The organism is Bacillus sp. JZ105 (genome assembly GCF_053903125.1).
Genome location: NZ_CP096387.1, coordinates 517,060 through 534,770, shown reverse-complemented (window position 1 = coordinate 534,770; position 17,711 = coordinate 517,060). Strand labels below are relative to the sequence as shown.

The following is a 17,711-nucleotide window of genomic DNA, read 5'->3' as shown; positions in this document are numbered from 1 at the left end:
TCTCACTTTTATAGTGCAGTAATGACTTCTTCCAATTTCATACCGCGTGAGGCTTTGACAAGCACAACATCGTCAGGCCCTGCCACTTCAGCTAGTTTTTTCTTCAGGTCCTCTTTGTCCATAAAGGAGAATACGTGCTCAGCCCCGAATGATTTTTTCGCTCCTTCAGCAATGAATGCACCTAGACGGCCATACGTCATGACATGATCAATAAATTCCGGCTTGATGTAACGGCCAAGTTCATAATGATACGTTTCTTCTTCACTGCCCATTTCGAGCATATCTCCAAGTACAAGAATACGATTGGCGAAGCCGTCCATATCTCCCACAAGATCAATGGCTGCTTTCATAGAAGTAGGACTTGCATTATACGCATCATTAATGACAGTGATTCCTTTATCTGTTTTAAACAGCTCAAGACGCATCCCCGTCAACTTCGTTTGCATCAGTCCCTGGGCTATTTGTCTTTCATTCAGCCCAAAATGCTGGCCAATAGCAATAGCAGCAAGTGCATTCTTCACATTATGTTTCCCTAATACAGGAATGAGAAAACCTTGGGCATACCCTTCGACCTGAAATTCTGTTCCTTCTGCAAGCTGGTTGATGTGCGTTACCTTGATATCACAGTCCTCTGCTTCTCCAAAGGTTTTTACACGCTGAGAGAGTGAACTTGCTCTTTCGCGAAGCAAAGGCTCATCACCTAAGTAATAAAAGATGCCGTCTTCTTTTAACCCTTTGACGATCTCACATTTTGCATCAGCAATGGCTTCTCTTGACCCTAAATCTTGCATATGAGATTCCCCGATATTTGTGATGACTGCCGCATCCGGCTCAGCGAGGTCTGATAAAAATTCGATTTCGCCTTTTGCACTCATGCCCATCTCCAAAACCGCAATATCGGTTCCTTCTGGCATTGCAAGAATGGTGAGCGGAAGACCGATATGATTATTAAAGTTACCGTCTGTTTTATGAACTTGATACGCTGTTTGCAAGACGGAATGAATCATGTCTTTCGTTGTGGTTTTCCCATTACTTCCTGTAATACCGACAACACGAGGGTTTTCTTCTTTTAAGTATGATTTCGCCAGCTGTTGAAGCGCAGCTAGTGTATCCTCTACAAGAATTACTGGAACGCCTTCTGGCGGATTGGCTTCTTTTTGATTCCAAAGAACAGCTGAGGCTCCTAGCTCCACTGCTTTTGAAGCAAATGTGTGACCGTTAAAATGTTCTCCGATAAGCGGGATAAACAGGGCGCCGTTTGATACTTTTCGTGTATCTGTTGTCACTCCGTGAATCTGTTCTTCGCCAAAAGCTTGATTAGATAGGGTTCCACCAGCCATTTGGGCGATTTGTTTCACTGTACGTTTGATCATGATTTTTCGCCTCTCTTTCTCATTTCACGTTTGAAGGAAAAGAGACACTACCTAAGGATAGTGTCTGCTTGCTGCTCACATTAAAAAGTTGTTTTAATGGTTTGTTTTTCTCGATGGCGTTCAATTGCAAGTGACACCAGCTTTTCAATTAACTCTGGATACTCTACACCAGTGTGCTTCCAAAGTAATGGGAACATACTAAATGGTGTGAATCCAGGCATTGTATTCACTTCATTGATCAACACTTCACCTTTTTCTGTCAGGAAGAAGTCTGCACGTACGAGACCAGATCCATCGAGGGCTTTAAATGCCTTAATCGCCATGTCATGAATCGTCTTATATTCATCCTCTGACACACTCGCCGGAATGATCAAATCTGTATCGCCATCTTCATATTTTGCTTTGTAATCATAAAAATCTGTTTTAGGTGCAATCTCACCAACGACAGAGCATTTCGGCTCATCATTGCCTAACACACCAATCTCGATTTCTCTTCCAACTACGCCTTCTTCTACGACCACACGACGATCATATTGGAAAGCGAGGTCAAATGCAGTCTGCAGTTCTTCTTTGCTGCGGCATTTGCTAATTCCAACACTTGATCCCATGTTGGCAGGTTTCACAAAGCATGGATAGCCCAGTACTTTTTCCACCTGTTCTAAGCTGTCTGGTGTCGCTTTCTCGTAGTCTTTTTTATTGAAAGAAAGGTGCTTTGCTTGTGCAAGTCCTGCTTGTGCAAAAACATCTTTCATCATGACTTTATCCATACCCGCGGCAGACGCGAGAACGCCGTTGCCGACATACGGGATATTTAACAGTTCAAGTAATCCTTGCATTGTGCCATCTTCTCCATTTGGTCCGTGCAGCAACGGGAAGACAACATCAATTTTCTCATCAGCCGATGCAGGCTGTGGAAACATGCTTTCATTTAAAGAAGTTGGTAAAAACGTCTTTGCGTTCTGTTCAAATTGAAGCATTTTGACGTTTGATACTGGTTCAGTGAGTTTTTCTCCTCTTAACCATTCACCCTCTTCTGTAATATAAATTGGATGTATATCGAACTTCTCAGTGTTAAGTGCTTTTGTAACTGCAAGGGCTGTTTGCAGTGATACATTATGTTCGGCTGACTTTCCGCCGTAAATCAATCCTAAACTTATTTTCAATGGATACTCCCCCCACTAAAATTCATCTTTACTATCTTATCACTTTCAAGCAAAAATGCTCTAATTAATTTTTGTTGTTACGTAATTGAAATGATTTGTAAAGGTTGTAAGCGCCTCCCGAGCATTTGTATGTCATTCGCCTTTATTTTATATTAAAATGACATTGAAAAGGAGTTGTGACAAATTGAAAAAAATCACAAGTACTGAACAATTCAATGAAATTATTCAATCAGACAAAGAAGTCATCGTTAAATTCTTTGCAACATGGTGTCCTGACTGCACAAGAATGGACATGTTCATTCCAGACATCCTAGAAGCTTATGCTCACCATGAATGGTTTGAAATAAATAAAGATGATTTCCCAGAATTAGCTGAAACGTATCAGGTAATGGGTATTCCAAGCCTGTTAATTTTCAAAAATGGTGAAAAAACAGGTCATTTACACAGTGCAAATGCAAAATCGCCTGAAGAAGTGACAGAATTTCTTCAAGAGCACGTTTCTTAATTGATGAAACGAAGGACATCAGCAAACTCTTGCTGATGTCTTTTTTCTTTTTAAATCTCTTCATAAGACGAGCTGCACAGCCAAAACGTTTCAAATTGATGTTGCACTTACGACAAGTCATGACAAAATTATTTCCTGGGAAAGAATGCAGCGTCGAACCAGCTTGGAATATGTCGGTTACGTGAATTTTCTGAATTGAATCTTTACTTCTGACATTTGTCTTTGTATAATGGAGTTGCTAATTGAAAATGATTATCAATTTCATCTATGTGAAATCCTATAGACGTCCATTCTTATTAAGGAGCGATGAGTCACATGTCTAAGAAGAAAATTAAAACCTACCAGCAATTGATTGAAGAGAACAAAAAGGCCATCATGCGCGATCCTCAAATGATGGAAAGTATTTACGAAACCATTGACAAAAAACATCAGAAGCAGCTTGCAGCTGCTGGGCGTGAATCATAACTATTAGAGTAGCAGTCATCACTGACTGCTCTCAGCGTGTAGACAAACCCTCGCATTGGTTGTCATGTCTGCGCTCCGGTGCTCACGAATGTCGAATTCGCTCCGCTCCGGTGCTCGCCCTTCCTAGACTGCAAAGGTTTTCTATCACGCTGAATAGAAGACAAAGGGCTAAAATAAAGATCATTTTAGCCCTTTGTCAACAATCTGGGAGCAGTCATCACTGACTGCTCTTTTGTCTGCTTCAACAAATTAAAAAAGCCGATAAAATCTGTTATTCGATTTTATCGGCTTTTGTTTTAATGTGATTTCGCTACACGGTCCTGCTTCATTCCTAAATAAATGAGCATATATGTGAGATAACCCATTGTCATCGTTAACCCACCGAAGAAAAATTGAGAAAAGACTGGTTCCTCAAATGTCGTGACGGCAGCAAGAACGATCCAGCTCGCATATAAATAGACCATGAACCATTTCATGTTTCTTTTAAGTGTATACAGAAAGAAAAGACCCGCTAACGAAAAGATCCCCAGCGCTAGTCTGAAATAAACAAGGTGATCAAACTGGAAGGCAAAAGACACAAACGAAAACGACAGCAGCAACAAAATTGGTAAAGCCGTAATGAAATTTTTCACGATAGTGCCACCTCCATGACTCTTTTTTATTATAAGACAAAATCAGCCGGTTATCGTGAAATACAGACTCGTTTTCACAAAGATGTCACGAATTTTTCTTGTTATTTGACACAATTTTTACACATTTACATCACGTTTCCAAAAAAGAATCCAAGCCGATCCAATAAAGAAAACAAAATGCGCCCCTACTATAAATAGAGAAAACAAAATGCTCATTCCATCAAAAGGCGGCGGTCCTTGAAAGCTGTACTGAGTAAAGTCCGTATTCGCAAAAAGGAGGATTTTTCCCCACTGATTTTCTAAAAGAGACATGATCGGCACAAGTGATTTCGCCGCATATAAAACAAAAAACGAGGTCACAAGGGCAACAAGACTGTTTCTAAACAAACTGGAACACATAAAAGCAAAGCTTGCCATCATGACCACTTCCACCCACTGAGATCCAATGACGGCAAACGTATGCTGAAATAATTGCCCCGTTCTTTCATCAAAATCAGTACCGAAGAAAATAAGACCAAAGAGAAAAGCCAAAACATAATAAAAAACAAACAAATAAATGACTGTCAGCACAAGTGTGATGTATTTTGACAGAAAGATGTGCAGTCTTGTTTTTGGCCGGATCAATAGAAATTTGATCGTCCTTTTCTGAAACTCTGTTGAGATCAAAGTTGCGCCAATAACGACAGCTAGCACCTGTAAAATAAACACGACGTTCGTGGAATAAGCAAAATAGTTCGCGACTGTGTCTTGTCCACCAAAGCTTGATATGACTCGTTTCAAGGTTAGAGCCATGGCCAGTTGAAATACAACGATCAATAAAAGAGCAATGAATGTGATCTTTTTCTTCATGATTTTCTTATGCTCATTCTTGATGAGGTTAAGCATCTGTCGTCCCGCCTTCCGTCCATTTCATAAACGCCTCTTCAATTGACTGCTTTTGAGGCATCATTTCAAGTACATCAAACCCCGCCAGCACAAGCTGTTTGTTCAGCTCTGGCACACGTTCTTTGTTCAGTTGAAGCAGGACACGCGCTCCATTTCGTTCATATGTATAGTCGTGTGCGTCAAGCCATGAGACCGCCTTTTCTACTGGCTGAATATTCATCAGCACCTGCTCTTTCCCCTCCATATCCCGGAGATGAGCACTAGCTTTGATCTGTCCCTTTTGAATGATAATCATGCGGTCACATAGCTCCTCTACCTCATGCAATAAATGCGTCGCAAATAACACCGAGGTTCCTTCTTCCTTTACAAGCATTTGTAAGTGCTCCCGGAATTCCTTCATTCCTGCAGGGTCCAGTCCATTTGTCGGTTCGTCTAAAATGAGCAGGTTCGGACGATGCAAAATAGCTTGTGCAATCCCAAGCCTTTGTTTCATCCCTAGTGAATACGTCTTGACCTTCTGATGAATGGCATCCTCAAGACGAACTCTTTCCACCACTTCCTGAATGCGTTCCTCCGTCACGCCATCGTGCATCGCTGCATACATCTCAAGGTTTTCAAAGCCTGTTAAATACGAATAAAATTCTGGGTTTTCTATGATCGCACCAACAGATGACATCGCCTGAAGAAAATCCTCATCTTGTGAATATCCATTGATCATGATGTTGCCATTGTTTTTTTTCATCAAGCCAACGATCAATCGAATCAAAGTGGTTTTTCCAGACCCATTGGGTCCAAGTAATCCGACAATTTCTCCTTGCCCAATGTCTATAGAAATATCCTGCAAGATCATTTTCCGGCCAATTTGTTTATCGACTTTCTCTACTTTTAAAACAGCAGACTGCAAAGTGGTTCCTCCTTCTGATGTAAAGCCTATGGCGGCAGTTACGACTGCTCATCCTGTAAAAAGTATATCACGCGAGACAAATCAATCCATGAAAAAAAGGCTGATCCAGTCAGCCCTTCTTGCTTATTACAGTGATAAGTTAGGTGTCGGCGCTTCTTTCTCATGCTTCTTTTCGGTTTCAGAAACAATCACCGCACATGCTGCGTCACCTGTAATATTAACTACGGTTCTTGCCATATCTAATAAGCGGTCTATACCAAGGATCAGTGCTATTCCCTCAACAGGAAGATTCACAGAATTTAACACCATGGCCAGCATGATGAGTCCTACCCCTGGGACACCTGCTGTACCGACACTTGCTAAAACAGCTGTTAAGACAACCGTCAGCATTTGAACAAGCGTCAGTTCAACCCCATATACTTGAGCGATAAAAATGGTCGCAACACCTTGCATAATGGCTGTGCCATCCATATTAATGGTTGCACCCAGCGGCTGCACAAAGCTTGAAATCGGCTCTGGCACCTTTAAACGCTTTTGCGCTGTTTCCATTGATACCGGCAGTACTGCGTTGCTGCTTGATGTACTAAACGCAACAACCATCGCTGGTGAAAATCCTTTAAAGAATGCCATTGGATTTCGTTTAGCTAAGATAGCAATGGTTGATCCATATGTCAGGAAGAAATGCAGGATAAGCGCAATTAACACGACCGAGAAGTAAAGTCCCATCGCTTTCATGGCATCCAGCCCCTGACTGCCGATTGCCGTTGCAATCAAACCGAATGTTCCGTACGGTGCAAATTTCATCACAACACCGACAAGATACATCATTAATTCATTTCCTTGTTCAAACAGCTTCAGCAAGCCTTCCGTTTTTTTACCAAGCATGGCTATGCCAAGACCTAAAAATACGCAGAAGACGATAATTTGAAGCATGTTTCCTTCAACTAACGATTGGACTGGATTGGTTGGAATAATGTTGAGTAGTGTTTCTGCCATTGATGGGGCTTCCTCTGCGGTATAATCAGCCGCTTTTGTATCAAAATCGCCGAAGGCTCCCGGCTTGATCAATAAGGCTAATGAGATGCCAATGATGATGGCAAAAGTCGTAGTGAGCAGGAAATAAGTAATGGTTTTTGCACCGATTCTGCCTAGCTTCTTCGGATCACCAAGGCCTGCTACACCGAGCGTGATTGAAAAGAATACAATGGGCACAACCAGCATTTTAATCAGGTTTAAGAAGATTTGACCTAGAGGTGTAAATAAATAAGGGTCTAACGTTTTAAATACATTTGGAGCAAAAAGGTTGAGCAGCAATCCTGTGATTGCACCTACAAACAAGGCAATAATAATTTTCGTCGCCAGCTTCAATAAAATCTCCCCTTCCTCGTCAAAAAGCCCACGAGAGAGTTTTCTCGTGGGCCTGCGTGTCCATACGTGTACCACTGTCTACTCTCTTCACGCTGATGAGGTTAGCTGACGGGTTAGGACGAAGAGATGTCCTTTTTTCTCAGATAAGAAAAATTCACCCCAAAAACATGGGTCCCCCATTCCTTTAGAAGGATTAAGCGTGTGGTAATATGATATTTTCATACCATTTATACCTTATTTTTAGAAAATTGTAAACAGGTTCATATGAACTTTTTAATTACTTTCTTCCCTATTTGTCACTTCAAGAATATCTAAAATAAACACAAAGATTGGGATACCGATAATAAGTCCCCAAATGCCAATATAGTGTTCAGAGAAGATCAGCACAATAAACGTGAAGAAAATAGGGAGTTCTGTTTTAGCTGACATGAGCTTTGGATTCAAGAAGTATGCTTCAATAGCATGGATAATCACAATCACCAGCACAATATACAGGACATACATTCCGCCTCCAAGTGTATACGCAATGATGCTGAGTGGAATAAGAGAGATAACCACACCCGCTACTGGGATTAAGCCTAGCAAAAAGACCATGACCGCTAATCCAAATAACTGCGGGAAGCCCATAAAGCCTAGCGCAATGGTCGTTAGCACACAATTAACGGTTGCAATAATAAACTGTGCTTCGAGTACTTTTCCAAACGTTCGGGAAAATTTACGTCCAAAGAAGGCAATTTCATGATAGAACACGGAGATTTTACTCGTTTTGAACTTGTTCATAAATTGAATGAGACGTTCCTTTTCAAACAGGAAGAACATGCTTAATATTAAGGACATAATGACCTGGATACTGAACGTGCTGAAATCTGTTAAGTATGTATAGAGGAAATTAAACCCTTTCTCAAAGAAAGCTGATATTTTAAAATCTCCGAATACGTTCGTGATGACGTCAAAGAAGGGTAAATCTTGTGGATGATCTGCAATTTTCTTTCCTAAATGGAATAGCTGCTCTACCTGTTTGACGATGATTGGTACAAAAACGAATCCGCCAAATGTCAATCCACCAGCCAGAAGAATATACAAAATGGTAATGACTGATTTCTGGCCTATTTTCAAGAAGCGATTTAAAAAGCCTCTAATGACCTCTTCTAACCGATTCATCAAAAAGGTGAAAATGAAGGTCAGAAGAATTAAATTCATCATTCCTCTTAATAGATATAATGCTGTGGCTAATACTACAAATACTAAAAACCGTTTAACACCGGGTTTTTCGAACAATTTTAAAAATGCCGCCATTTCGTTACACACCTGCCAGGACTAAAGTCTATTTTTCATCGTATCTGATATACATTATATCGGATCTTTCTGTAAATTATATAATAAAAGGTCAATGAGGTCTTACGATTCGTAGTCATTTTATTGATTTTTCTTTTTTACACAAGAAAAAACCGAACCCATGTAGAACATAAGGTTTCGGTTTTTGGTTGTTTTTATACTAAACAGCCTGCTTTATATTCCGCATTTCCTGAAGTGCTGTTTTGCTCTTCGCTTCGTCAAATTCACCTTCACTCTTCGCGACAACAATTGTTGCGATTCCATTTCCAATGAGGTTTGTAATCGCTCTTCCTTCACTCATGAAGCGGTCAACCCCAAGCAGCAGTGCTAGACCCTCTAACGGAATGACCTGTAGTGCCGCAAGAGTAGATGCAAGCACGATAAATCCGCTTCCTGTGACCCCAGCTGCTCCCTTTGATGTAAGCATCAGAACAAGGATAATCGTGATCTGCTGACCGATTGACAGGTCTACACCAAACACTTGCGCCAAGAAGACGACGGCCATCGATAAATAGATTGAAGTTCCGTCTAAGTTAAAGGAATAACCTGTTGGAATGACAAGACCGACAACAGACTTAGAGCACCCGTAGCGTTCCATTTTATCCATCATTCTTGGCAGCACGGATTCTGAAGAACTTGTGCCAAGTACAATTAAAATTTCATCCTTGATAAACCGCAGGTAACCGAGCAGGCTGAAGCCATACATTTTACAAATGATGTTCAGTACAACGAAAATGAACAAGAACATGGTCAAATAAACGGAGAGCATCAGACTCGCCAGCGGTTTAATCGATGCCAAACCAAAGTGTCCGATCGTATAAGCCATCGCCCCAAATGCACCAAGAGGCGCAGCACGCATGATATAACCAATGATTTTAAAGAAAACAAGTGACAGCTTATCAAGCCATTCGATGATGCCTTTCCCCTTCTCGCCAAGAGCAGCGAGCGCGACACCGAATAGAATAGAGAAGAATAAGACCTGTAAAATATCACCCTTCGCAAAGGCGTCTACCATGTTAGAAGGAACGATGTGTGTGACGAATTCCATCCAGTCGATACCCTGTCCCCCATTTTGGGTATACTGTGAAACGTCCCCTTTTTCAAGCTTGCTATAGTCAAGACCTGCACCTGGCTTCATGATATTCACCACAAAAAGACCGATGACTAGAGCAAGTGTCGTGACAACTTCAAAATAAATAAATGCTTTTCCCCCAACTTTCCCAACCTTTTTCATATCACCCATCTTGGCAATACCAAGAACAATGGTTAAGAAAATAATTGGTGCAATGACCATTTTAACGGCATTGATAAAGGTGTCACCAAGCGGCTTCATTTCTTTTCCGACGTTTGGCCAAACCATCCCGACAATGATCCCGATAATGACAGCTGCAATTACCTGAAATGTCAGGTTCTTCAAAATCCTTTTCATAAAAAATCAACTCCCTCACCCTTCGATGTAAACGCTTAACTATTATCTGTAAATAAAATGATAGCGATTTCACCAAAGGCTGTGAAGCTTATGGACATATCGTACATTTTGGTCTTTTTGGTCTCTTAGTCAGAATGTACGATATATTTATTCACAGGCCGTCCTACTCCGCCATATTGCATATCTAATTTCAGCTCGCCTTCTTTAACGAGGAAGTCTAAATACCGGCGTGCCGTGACGCGGGCAATGCCAAGTGCATTGGCGACTTCTTCTGCAGACTGCGCGCCTTCCTGCAAGCCCATATACGCTTTAATTTCGTTCATCGTATGCACATTCAGCCCTTTAGGAAGCCAAGTATCTTCCTGCTTAACAGCAGGCTTTCGTATGATATCATCGAGCATCTCCTGAGAGAATTCTGCTGCAGTTTGGATTTTTGATTTAAACGCCTTATAGCTTTCAAGTGATTCTTTCATTCGTTCAAATTTGAATGGTTTAATAATATAATCCCGCGCACCATTTTGAAGCATGATGCCGATGGTCTCTTTGTCTTTCGCTGCTGAAATGACAATCACATCCACTTTCATCTTCTGTTTTCTGATGTCTTGCAGCGTTTTGACGCCATCTTTTTTTGGCATATAGACATCAAGTACCACGAGGTCTGGACGAATTTCTTTGATCAGCTGGATGCCCTGCTCCCCGTTCCCAGCGACAGCTGCTACTTGAAAGCCAGGAACACTCATAATGAACTCTTTATTCACTTCTTGCACCATCGGGTCATCTTCAATTAACAGCACCTTAATCTGAGTCATCTGTCTCTCTCCTCTATGGTCATTGGGAATTCGATTGAGAAGGTGGTACCAATGCCGATGCTTGATGTGACCTCTACATTTCCCATCCCTTTGTCGATAATCGTTTTTACAATATACAGGCCATAGCCTGTTCCGCCCTCTTTGCCATGTGTGAAGCCTTTATCGAAAATAGAAGGAATCATTTCTTCTTCGATCCCGGAGCCATTGTCTTCAATTAAAATCGCGAGGACATCCTCCGTTTGATCGATACTAATGGAAATGACTTTTGTGTCTCTTTCTACAGTATCATACGAAGCAAAGGCGTTCTCAATGAGATTTCCGAGCAGCTTTGTCATATCATGCTGATCAAGCCGTTCAGGGAAATCACGCAGACAGCTATGTTCATCTACTTCGACCATGATGCCAAGCTCCTTGCCCCTTCTGATTTTGCTCATCAATAACCCTGCGACAGCATCATGCTCTATGACGCGATGAAGAAAGTCCGTCACATGTTCCTGCTCCTCTGTCGTTTGAAAGGCTAGATCGAGCGCCTGATCGGCTTTACCAAGCTGAATCAGCCCGGCAATCGTATGAAGCTTATTCATATGTTCATGGTTTTGCACCCGCAAACCGTCCACAAAGTTCTTAACTCCTGTGAGCTCCTCCGCCAATTTTGCCGCTTCTGTCCGGTCCTGAAAAATAGCGACCGCTCCGATGATCTCCTTTTTCATGACAATCGGAATCCGGCTGCTCATGATCCGCTTTCCGCTCATATGAATTTCTTCATTGTAGACGGGTTGTGCGCGATCAATAATCTCAGGAAGTCTTGTATCAGACAGCACACCCCAAATATTCCGGCCCACGACATCACCTGTTACGCCAAAAATCTGCTTCGCCTTCTCATTAAAAATGGTGATCATGTGCTGATTATCAATGGCGATAACCCCTTCATTAATAGAGTGAAAGGTTGCAGTGCGTTCCTCTAGTATTCTGACAATCTCATGCGGCTCCAGCTTAAACATTTGCTGTTTAATATGACGGGCGAGCAAAAATGAACCCACAAGCCCAAAGCTGAGCGTCAGCAGGAGGATCATGAGGATATCCTGCTTCATTTCTCCTAATATATCTGCCATACTTGGCAGAGTTCTTCCTACAAGCACAACCCCTGTTTGATTAAATTGATCATCTTTCACTGGATAAAAAGCTCTGATGGCTGTTCCAAGCTCTCCCTCTGCTTCTGAGAAATAAATATGCTCTGCAAAAGCCGGCTCTTCATCAGTTCCTTCTGAGCGCTGGCCAATCCTCGTTTTCACTGGATGCGTTAATCTCACATGATCCATATCCATCACGACAATATAGTCAGCGTCTTGAATAATCCGAATCTCTTCGATTGCATGCTGTAATTGATCACGTTCCTTTGTCTGATCAGCTAACGCCTGCTTCACCTCATTCATCTCAGCCACGGTTCTCGCCGTGTTCATGAGTCTTTTTCGAAGCTCCCGTTCCTCAGTTTGCTTAATTCCCCCAACAAGAACAATTCCTCCGATTAAAAGGGCGAAAATGACAACGAAATATGTGAGGATGGTAAGCTTCCATCTAATAGATAATTGTTGTAATTTCAATCGATTTCTCATCATTTTTTTCACCTGTATCTTTACGGATTCTTCCTCTGTCAAGTATGCTTGACATAAGGGGGATTTGACGCATGAAGAATTTACTCGCTTATACACTATTGCTCATGATCGGTTTTGTAACCGCTTTATACTTTGGCTTTTATCATATGATGCCAAAATCAGCGACAACCTTTGATGATGAACAGACTGGACTGAAGGACCAGCTTGTGTTCAAATTCAGCCATGTCGTGGCAGACAATACACCTAAAGGGCTTGCCGCAAAGAAATTTGCTGAGCTCGTGCACGAAAAATCCGGTGGAAAGATCTCCATTCAAATTTTCTCCAACGGCAGCCTTTATTCTGATATTGAAGAAATAAATGCACTCAAAGAGAATCAAGTTCAATTTATCGCTCCGTCTACCTCGAAGCTCGGCATGCTGTCCCCTGAGTGGCTGGCACTTGATCTTCCCTTTGCTTTTTCAAATTACAGCGCGGTTCAAGAAGGCCTGCACGGTGCAATTGGACAAAGGTTGTTTGGCACGCTGCAAAAAGATGGATTAAAGGGAATGGCTTATTGGACAAATGGCTTTAAGCAAATTACCTCTAATAAAGGGCCCATCAAACAGCCGGCTGATTTAAAAAACCAGTCTCTCCGCATTATGCAAAGCGACATGATTGAAAAACAATTCAAACTCCTTGGCGCAAAGCCCTATCAGGAATCATTTAATTCAACGTTTCAGCTATTAGAAACCAAAAAAGTAGACGGTGAAGAAAATACCATTTCAAATATTTATTCAAAAAAATTCTATCATATACAAGACTATATGACGATCAGCAATCACGGGTATTTAGGCTATGTGGTCTTAACAGATCAATCCTTCTTTGACCGCCAGACACCCGAAACGAAGCGAATTTTACTTGAAGCCATGGAGGAAACAACGGCTTGGAATGAAAAGCATGCAGAACAGATGAACAAAGATCAGCTGGAGGACATTAAACGTGAATCACCGATTGCCATTCATGAATTGACGCCAGCTGAAAAGCAAAAATGGATGAAAGCCCTTGATCCTTTGTATGATGAAGCCGAAAAAACGATCGGCTCCACCCTCATCAAACAGATCCGCGAACTGCGTGCACGTTATGAACACTCACCTCTTCATGCTTTTCAGGAAGAGGATGAGAGCAAATAAAAAATCCCTTTGATATGGGATTTTTTTATGCGCCGGACTCACTCTGTTCTTGCTGCGTGAGCTCTTCTAATTTTGTTAAAATTCTTCGCTTTCGGTATTGCATCATGCCTGTTTCGGCAATTCCTTTTAATTGTGAGCGGTTTGAAACGGCACCAAACAAAATTCCGGCGATGGGCACAAGCTGAAATAGTTTCTTCCAGCCGAACGAATCCCGGTAATTATAGACGACCTCACGCCACCCTTGGATTTGGGAAATCATGTTTTCATGTTTCCCTTCGGATGCATGATAGCTTTTCAGTTCTTTTAGAATCGATTTCTTTCCAACGACATCCGCGGAGTTCAGCTGCAAGCATTTAATGATGAAGACCCGCTCCTCTTTGTTTTTAGGATCATAGCCATAGGTGACGGCAATATCCTGTAATGTTTTCAGAGAGAGGCCCAGGACCGCAGGAATATCAGCGGCTAGCGTAAACATTCCGCCGACACCAGTTGTCGCCCCTTGCACCGTTGCAAGGTTCGTTCTGTTTTTCCCCATATGTTCACTAATGGCATCCATCATGTCGATTGGGGCCTTTCCAATATCCTCTATACGCTGAATGGAATCGTCTGCACATTTCTTTTGAAATTGATGGATGATGCCTTTTTCCGACGTCAAATAGGCTCCGCCAGATTGAATGTAATGACCCATTTCATCAAGTAGCACACCGATTTTTTTCTGAATAAAAGCAGGCGTCAGCTTGTCCAGCATTTGAAATGGAAGGCGGCTGAGCTTCTCCCAAAACCATACCTTTTGCTGGTCTTTCTCCCACTTTTCGATCTCCTTTAATTGTGCTTTTAGCCATTCTCTATCCTCCATGCCATATGCCTCCTTAGATGCCGCTGAAGTATTTGTCTGTTATTATACACAATCCTTGTCCATCATACGTATAGAACATTGAAGCGGTTCCGAAAGGTTTTAATCTTTTTCAAAACGGTTATTGCTTAATAAACAAACAAAAGAGGAGTGATCCACATGTTAGGATTTCTAATTTCATTAGTTGTGGCGATTGTCATTGGTCTCATTGGGAGTGCACTCGCTGGAGGCAGTGTACCAGGAGGATGGATCGGCTCAATGATTGCCGGGTTTGTAGGCGCTTGGATTGGTCATGGATTACTTGGAACGTGGGGTCCTAGTCTGGCAGGCTTTGCGATCATTCCAGCGATCTTAGGAGCAGCCATCTTTGTCATTATTTTAAGCCTGATCTTCCGCAGCGTGGGATCAAGGGTATCTTAAAAAAACAAATAACAGAGGAAGCAGTAGGGACACCGTCTAAGGGGCGGTGTTTTTTATGTTGCGCGTTGACAAGGTATCTATTTTTTTCACTTACATATGATAAACAAACCTATTAGTTCAGATAGTTGACTTTTCATGAAGATGGGCATATGATGATTAAAAATTGCATGAAGGAAACTTTTTGTGCCCAAGCAAAACTTTGTAGAATCTAGGTGATGACATATGACAAACAAATACATCGAGGCACAGGCACACATGTCAGCGGCAGCTGAGCGTGCACTTGAAGGTAAGGTCAAAGGATTTAGAAGGCTTCTTCCTTTTCTAGGCCCTGCTTTTATCGCTGCCATTGCATATATTGATCCAGGGAATTTTGCCACCAACATTGCGGCTGGCTCTAAATATGGATATCTTCTCTTATGGGTCATTCTTATATCAAATCTCATGGCGCTGCTCATCCAATCCTTATCCGCAAAGCTTGGAATAGCGACAGGGAAAAACTTACCTGAAATCGCACGTGAAGAGTTTCCGAAACCCGTCTCCATTGGTTTATGGATTCAGGGAGAACTCGTTATTATTGCCACAGATTTAGCTGAGTTTATTGGAGCGGCACTTGGTTTATACTTGCTCTTTCGGATTCCTTTGCTTGAAGCATCTATTATTGCAGCCATCGGATCATTTGCGATTTTAGAATTGCAAAGAAGAGGATATCGAGCATTAGAAGCCGGCATCACCGGTATGCTGTTCGTTGTCGTGATCGCTTTCGCTGTGCAAACCTTTGTCGCCAAGCCTGATATGGCAAGTGTCGCAGGCGGGCTTTTCATTCCAAAATTTGAAGGTACAGATAGTGTATTGCTTGCAGCTGGAATTTTAGGTGCCACTGTAATGCCGCACGCGATCTATTTACATTCAGCTTTAACCCAAAGAAGAGTCGTCGGCAGAACGGAAAAGGAGAAAAAACAGATTTTCCGCTTTGAGTTTTTAGATATCCTCATTGCGATGCTAGTTGCTGGAGCCATCAATGCCAGTATGTTGATTGTGGCAGCCGCTCTATTTTATAAAAATGGTCTCTTTGTTGAAGATCTGGATGTCGCGTTCCAGCATTTTAACACTCTCGCAGGTCCTGTTTCAGCTATCTTATTTGGTGTAGGCCTGCTTGTAGCCGGACTATCAAGCTCTTCTGTCGGTACATTATCAGGCGATATCATTATGCAGGGTTTTATTCAATACCGTATTCCACTGTATGTCCGCCGGCTGATTACTATGATTCCCCCTATTGTGATCATTGCATCTGGGGTGAATCCGACATCCGCACTGGTGATGAGTCAGGTGGTCTTATCCTTTGGTATTGCCTTTGCTTTAATTCCGCTCATTTTATTTACAAGTAAAAAACGAATTATGGGCGAATTAACGAATGCCCGCTGGGTAACAGGAATATCTTGGGTGATAGCAGCTCTTGTTGTCGCACTCAATCTCTTTTTAATTGTGGATACGTTTATGTAAAAGACAGTAGTGATGCTGTCTTTTTCTTTTCATATGGTTATGGTAAAATTCCCCTGAGAGGATGTGGGCACATGTTTTTTTATCAAGATCAAGAGATATCCATGCGGCTGCTTGAGCCAAGAGACGCACGAAGTTTATATTTGCTCATTCAGCGGTCAAGAGAGCATTTACGTGAATGGATGCTTTGGGTGGATTCAACGAAAACAGAAGAAGACAGCATGGCGTTCATTCAAGGCGCAATGCAGCAAGCCATGCAGAACAACGGTTTTCAAGCGGGCATCTGGTCACATGGAGAACTTGTCGGGATTATCGGCACCCACCAAATTCATTGGATCGACAGGACTGTTTCAATTGGCTATTGGCTCGGAGAAGGCTATCAAGGAAAAGGCATCATGACAAAAGCGTGCAAAGCAGTCATTCATTATTTATTTGAAGATTGTGGTCTGCACCGCATTGAAATCAGGGCTGCTGTCGATAACCTGAAGAGCAGACGTATCGCAGAGCGATTATCCTTTTCGCTTGAAGGCATTTTGAGACAATGTGAATGGCTGGGCGACCGCTTTACGGATCATTGTGTATACGCCCTTTTGCAGCCTGAATATATGAAAGAAAAAATGCATTCTATGAATCAGCCCACGTAATTGTGTCGATTGCATGAATTATTTTACAAAGTGAAGCTTTGTAGTATCGAATGCGATCAGCATCTGATAAAATAGAAGGAAAAATCGAGGTATGAAGTATGTCTCTTATTATTTTATTTTACTTATGGATTGTCCCTTTATTATTTGGCATTTTCTTCTCATTCTTAACAAAGAAAGCTACCTACAAACGCCGCTTTGTCCCATCATATAGCATGGTAGGACTCAGCATCGTTTTTCTCATTCTGGCACTTGTCTTTTCAGCCAGCCATTTTCTATTCATTTGCGGTATGTTCCTATTTGCCACCACCCTTGTCGGCACAGGCATCCCTTTATTTTTAGCCTTTACAAAAACACCATCATAAACAAAAACCACCTTTTCGCAATGGAAAGGTGGTTTCTTTTTTATTGATTTGGCATTCTGTAAGTCACAGTGGCATCTTGATTGGCTTCAATCGTTTTCACAATGTCTTGAAGGATCTCTGCTGCACGATCGTTTGAGTCATACTTACCGAGCGTCTTGACCCAAGTATCGCTTCCTGCGATCATCCCTTCAATCTTTTTGCCGGCTACTGTGACTTCGTGGACATGCACGAAACTTTGCTGGTTTTGTGTGAAAATCCATAGCATGGTTTTAGCTCCTTTTTATT

19 protein-coding genes and 1 riboswitch are annotated in these 17,711 nt (G+C 41.9%); of the genes, 7 read left to right on the top strand and 12 right to left on the bottom strand.

All coding sequences use genetic code 11. The annotated features are described in order from the left end of the window. Positions 1-8: 8 nt before the first annotated feature. Together M1D81_RS02550 and M1D81_RS02545 are read right to left on the bottom strand one after the other, a co-directional pair. Positions 9-1,373, bottom strand: a complete 1,365-nt coding sequence (locus M1D81_RS02550; protein ID WP_135033051.1) for a UDP-N-acetylmuramoyl-tripeptide--D-alanyl-D-alanine ligase — start codon at positions 1,371-1,373, stop codon at positions 9-11. A gap of 80 nt (positions 1,374-1,453) precedes the next feature. Continuing rightward, positions 1,454-2,536 (bottom strand): D-alanine--D-alanine ligase, encoded by a 1,083-nt coding sequence (locus M1D81_RS02545; protein ID WP_024427367.1) that lies wholly within the window; start codon positions 2,534-2,536, stop codon positions 1,454-1,456. A 184-nt stretch (positions 2,537-2,720) separates the two neighbouring features. Between M1D81_RS02545 and M1D81_RS02540 the strand changes: the two genes are divergently transcribed. Further along, a complete protein-coding gene (locus tag M1D81_RS02540) occupies positions 2,721-3,041 on the top strand; it encodes a thioredoxin family protein (RefSeq protein ID WP_012008983.1) in 321 nt (106 codons plus the stop codon). A 315-nt stretch (positions 3,042-3,356) separates the two neighbouring features. Beyond that, the gene (gene fbpB / locus M1D81_RS02535; RefSeq protein ID WP_065215285.1) at positions 3,357-3,506 is read left to right on the top strand and encodes a Fur-regulated basic protein FbpB; all 150 of its coding nucleotides are present in this window, start codon (positions 3,357-3,359) and stop codon (positions 3,504-3,506) included. Between the two features lie 296 nt (positions 3,507-3,802). On the opposite strand, the gene M1D81_RS02530 is transcribed toward fbpB, so the two are convergent. From M1D81_RS02530 to M1D81_RS02495, 8 genes are all read right to left on the bottom strand, one after another. Beyond that, positions 3,803-4,138: a hypothetical protein gene (locus M1D81_RS02530; protein ID WP_017366657.1), complete on the bottom strand. Its 336-nt coding sequence runs from the start codon at positions 4,136-4,138 to the stop codon at positions 3,803-3,805. A gap of 117 nt (positions 4,139-4,255) precedes the next feature. After that, entirely contained in the window at positions 4,256-5,023 is a 768-nt protein-coding gene (locus M1D81_RS02525; RefSeq protein ID WP_456265716.1) for an ABC transporter permease, read from the bottom strand. Next, a complete protein-coding gene (locus M1D81_RS02520) occupies positions 5,016-5,927 on the bottom strand; it encodes an ABC transporter ATP-binding protein (protein ID WP_456265717.1) in 912 nt (303 codons plus the stop codon). Before M1D81_RS02520 ends, M1D81_RS02525 begins: the two co-directional genes overlap by 8 nt. Before the next feature lie 126 nt (positions 5,928-6,053). Continuing rightward, positions 6,054-7,295, bottom strand: coding sequence for a dicarboxylate/amino acid:cation symporter (locus M1D81_RS02515; RefSeq protein ID WP_456265718.1), 1,242 nt, complete (start codon positions 7,293-7,295; stop codon positions 6,054-6,056). 76 nt (positions 7,296-7,371) lie between these two features. Then, a riboswitch (cyclic di-AMP (ydaO/yuaA leader) is annotated at positions 7,372-7,505 on the bottom strand. A 63-nt stretch (positions 7,506-7,568) separates the two neighbouring features. Then, entirely contained in the window at positions 7,569-8,591 is a 1,023-nt protein-coding gene (locus M1D81_RS02510; RefSeq protein WP_456265719.1) for an AI-2E family transporter, read from the bottom strand. A gap of 199 nt (positions 8,592-8,790) precedes the next feature. Beyond that, positions 8,791-10,059, bottom strand: a complete 1,269-nt coding sequence (gene dctP, locus M1D81_RS02505; RefSeq protein ID WP_377940097.1) for a C4-dicarboxylate transporter DctP — start codon at positions 10,057-10,059, stop codon at positions 8,791-8,793. A gap of 125 nt (positions 10,060-10,184) precedes the next feature. After that, positions 10,185-10,868, bottom strand: a complete 684-nt coding sequence (locus tag M1D81_RS02500) for a response regulator (RefSeq protein WP_024425373.1) — start codon at positions 10,866-10,868, stop codon at positions 10,185-10,187. Further along, positions 10,865-12,484 carry an ATP-binding protein gene (locus M1D81_RS02495; RefSeq protein WP_456265720.1) on the bottom strand — a complete coding sequence of 540 codons (1,620 nt, stop codon included), beginning with the start codon at positions 12,482-12,484 and terminating at the stop codon, positions 10,865-10,867. The genes M1D81_RS02500 and M1D81_RS02495 overlap by 4 nt, the downstream gene beginning before the upstream one ends. A gap of 68 nt (positions 12,485-12,552) precedes the next feature. On the opposite strand from M1D81_RS02495, the gene M1D81_RS02490 reads away from it, so the two are divergent. After that, positions 12,553-13,650 carry a DctP family TRAP transporter solute-binding subunit gene (locus M1D81_RS02490; protein WP_456265721.1) on the top strand — a complete coding sequence of 366 codons (1,098 nt, stop codon included), beginning with the start codon at positions 12,553-12,555 and terminating at the stop codon, positions 13,648-13,650. Between the two features lie 25 nt (positions 13,651-13,675). Here M1D81_RS02490 and M1D81_RS02485 read toward each other — a convergent pair whose 3' ends face one another. Continuing rightward, positions 13,676-14,506 (bottom strand): EcsC family protein, encoded by an 831-nt coding sequence (locus tag M1D81_RS02485; protein WP_456265722.1) that lies wholly within the window; start codon positions 14,504-14,506, stop codon positions 13,676-13,678. A gap of 156 nt (positions 14,507-14,662) precedes the next feature. Between M1D81_RS02485 and M1D81_RS02480 the strand changes: the two genes are divergently transcribed. The 4 genes from M1D81_RS02480 (at position 14,663) to M1D81_RS02465 (ending at position 17,426) form a co-directional block, all read left to right on the top strand. After that, on the top strand, positions 14,663-14,923 hold the full coding sequence (locus M1D81_RS02480; protein WP_024427360.1) for a GlsB/YeaQ/YmgE family stress response membrane protein: 261 nt from the start codon (positions 14,663-14,665) through the stop codon (positions 14,921-14,923). 222 nt (positions 14,924-15,145) lie between these two features. Further along, complete coding sequence (locus M1D81_RS02475) at positions 15,146-16,423, top strand: Nramp family divalent metal transporter (RefSeq protein ID WP_456265723.1); 1,278 nt, start codon at positions 15,146-15,148, stop codon at positions 16,421-16,423. Positions 16,424-16,494: 71 nt separating this feature from the next. Next, positions 16,495-17,064: a GNAT family N-acetyltransferase gene (locus tag M1D81_RS02470; protein ID WP_456265724.1), complete on the top strand. Its 570-nt coding sequence runs from the start codon at positions 16,495-16,497 to the stop codon at positions 17,062-17,064. A 98-nt stretch (positions 17,065-17,162) separates the two neighbouring features. Next, positions 17,163-17,426, top strand: coding sequence for a response regulator (locus M1D81_RS02465; RefSeq protein WP_105928492.1), 264 nt, complete (start codon positions 17,163-17,165; stop codon positions 17,424-17,426). 40 nt (positions 17,427-17,466) lie between these two features. Here the strand turns inward: M1D81_RS02465 and M1D81_RS02460 are convergent, their stop codons facing one another. Continuing rightward, entirely contained in the window at positions 17,467-17,691 is a 225-nt protein-coding gene (locus M1D81_RS02460; RefSeq protein WP_456265725.1) for a hypothetical protein, read from the bottom strand. Between the last annotated feature and the right edge of the window lie 20 nt (positions 17,692-17,711).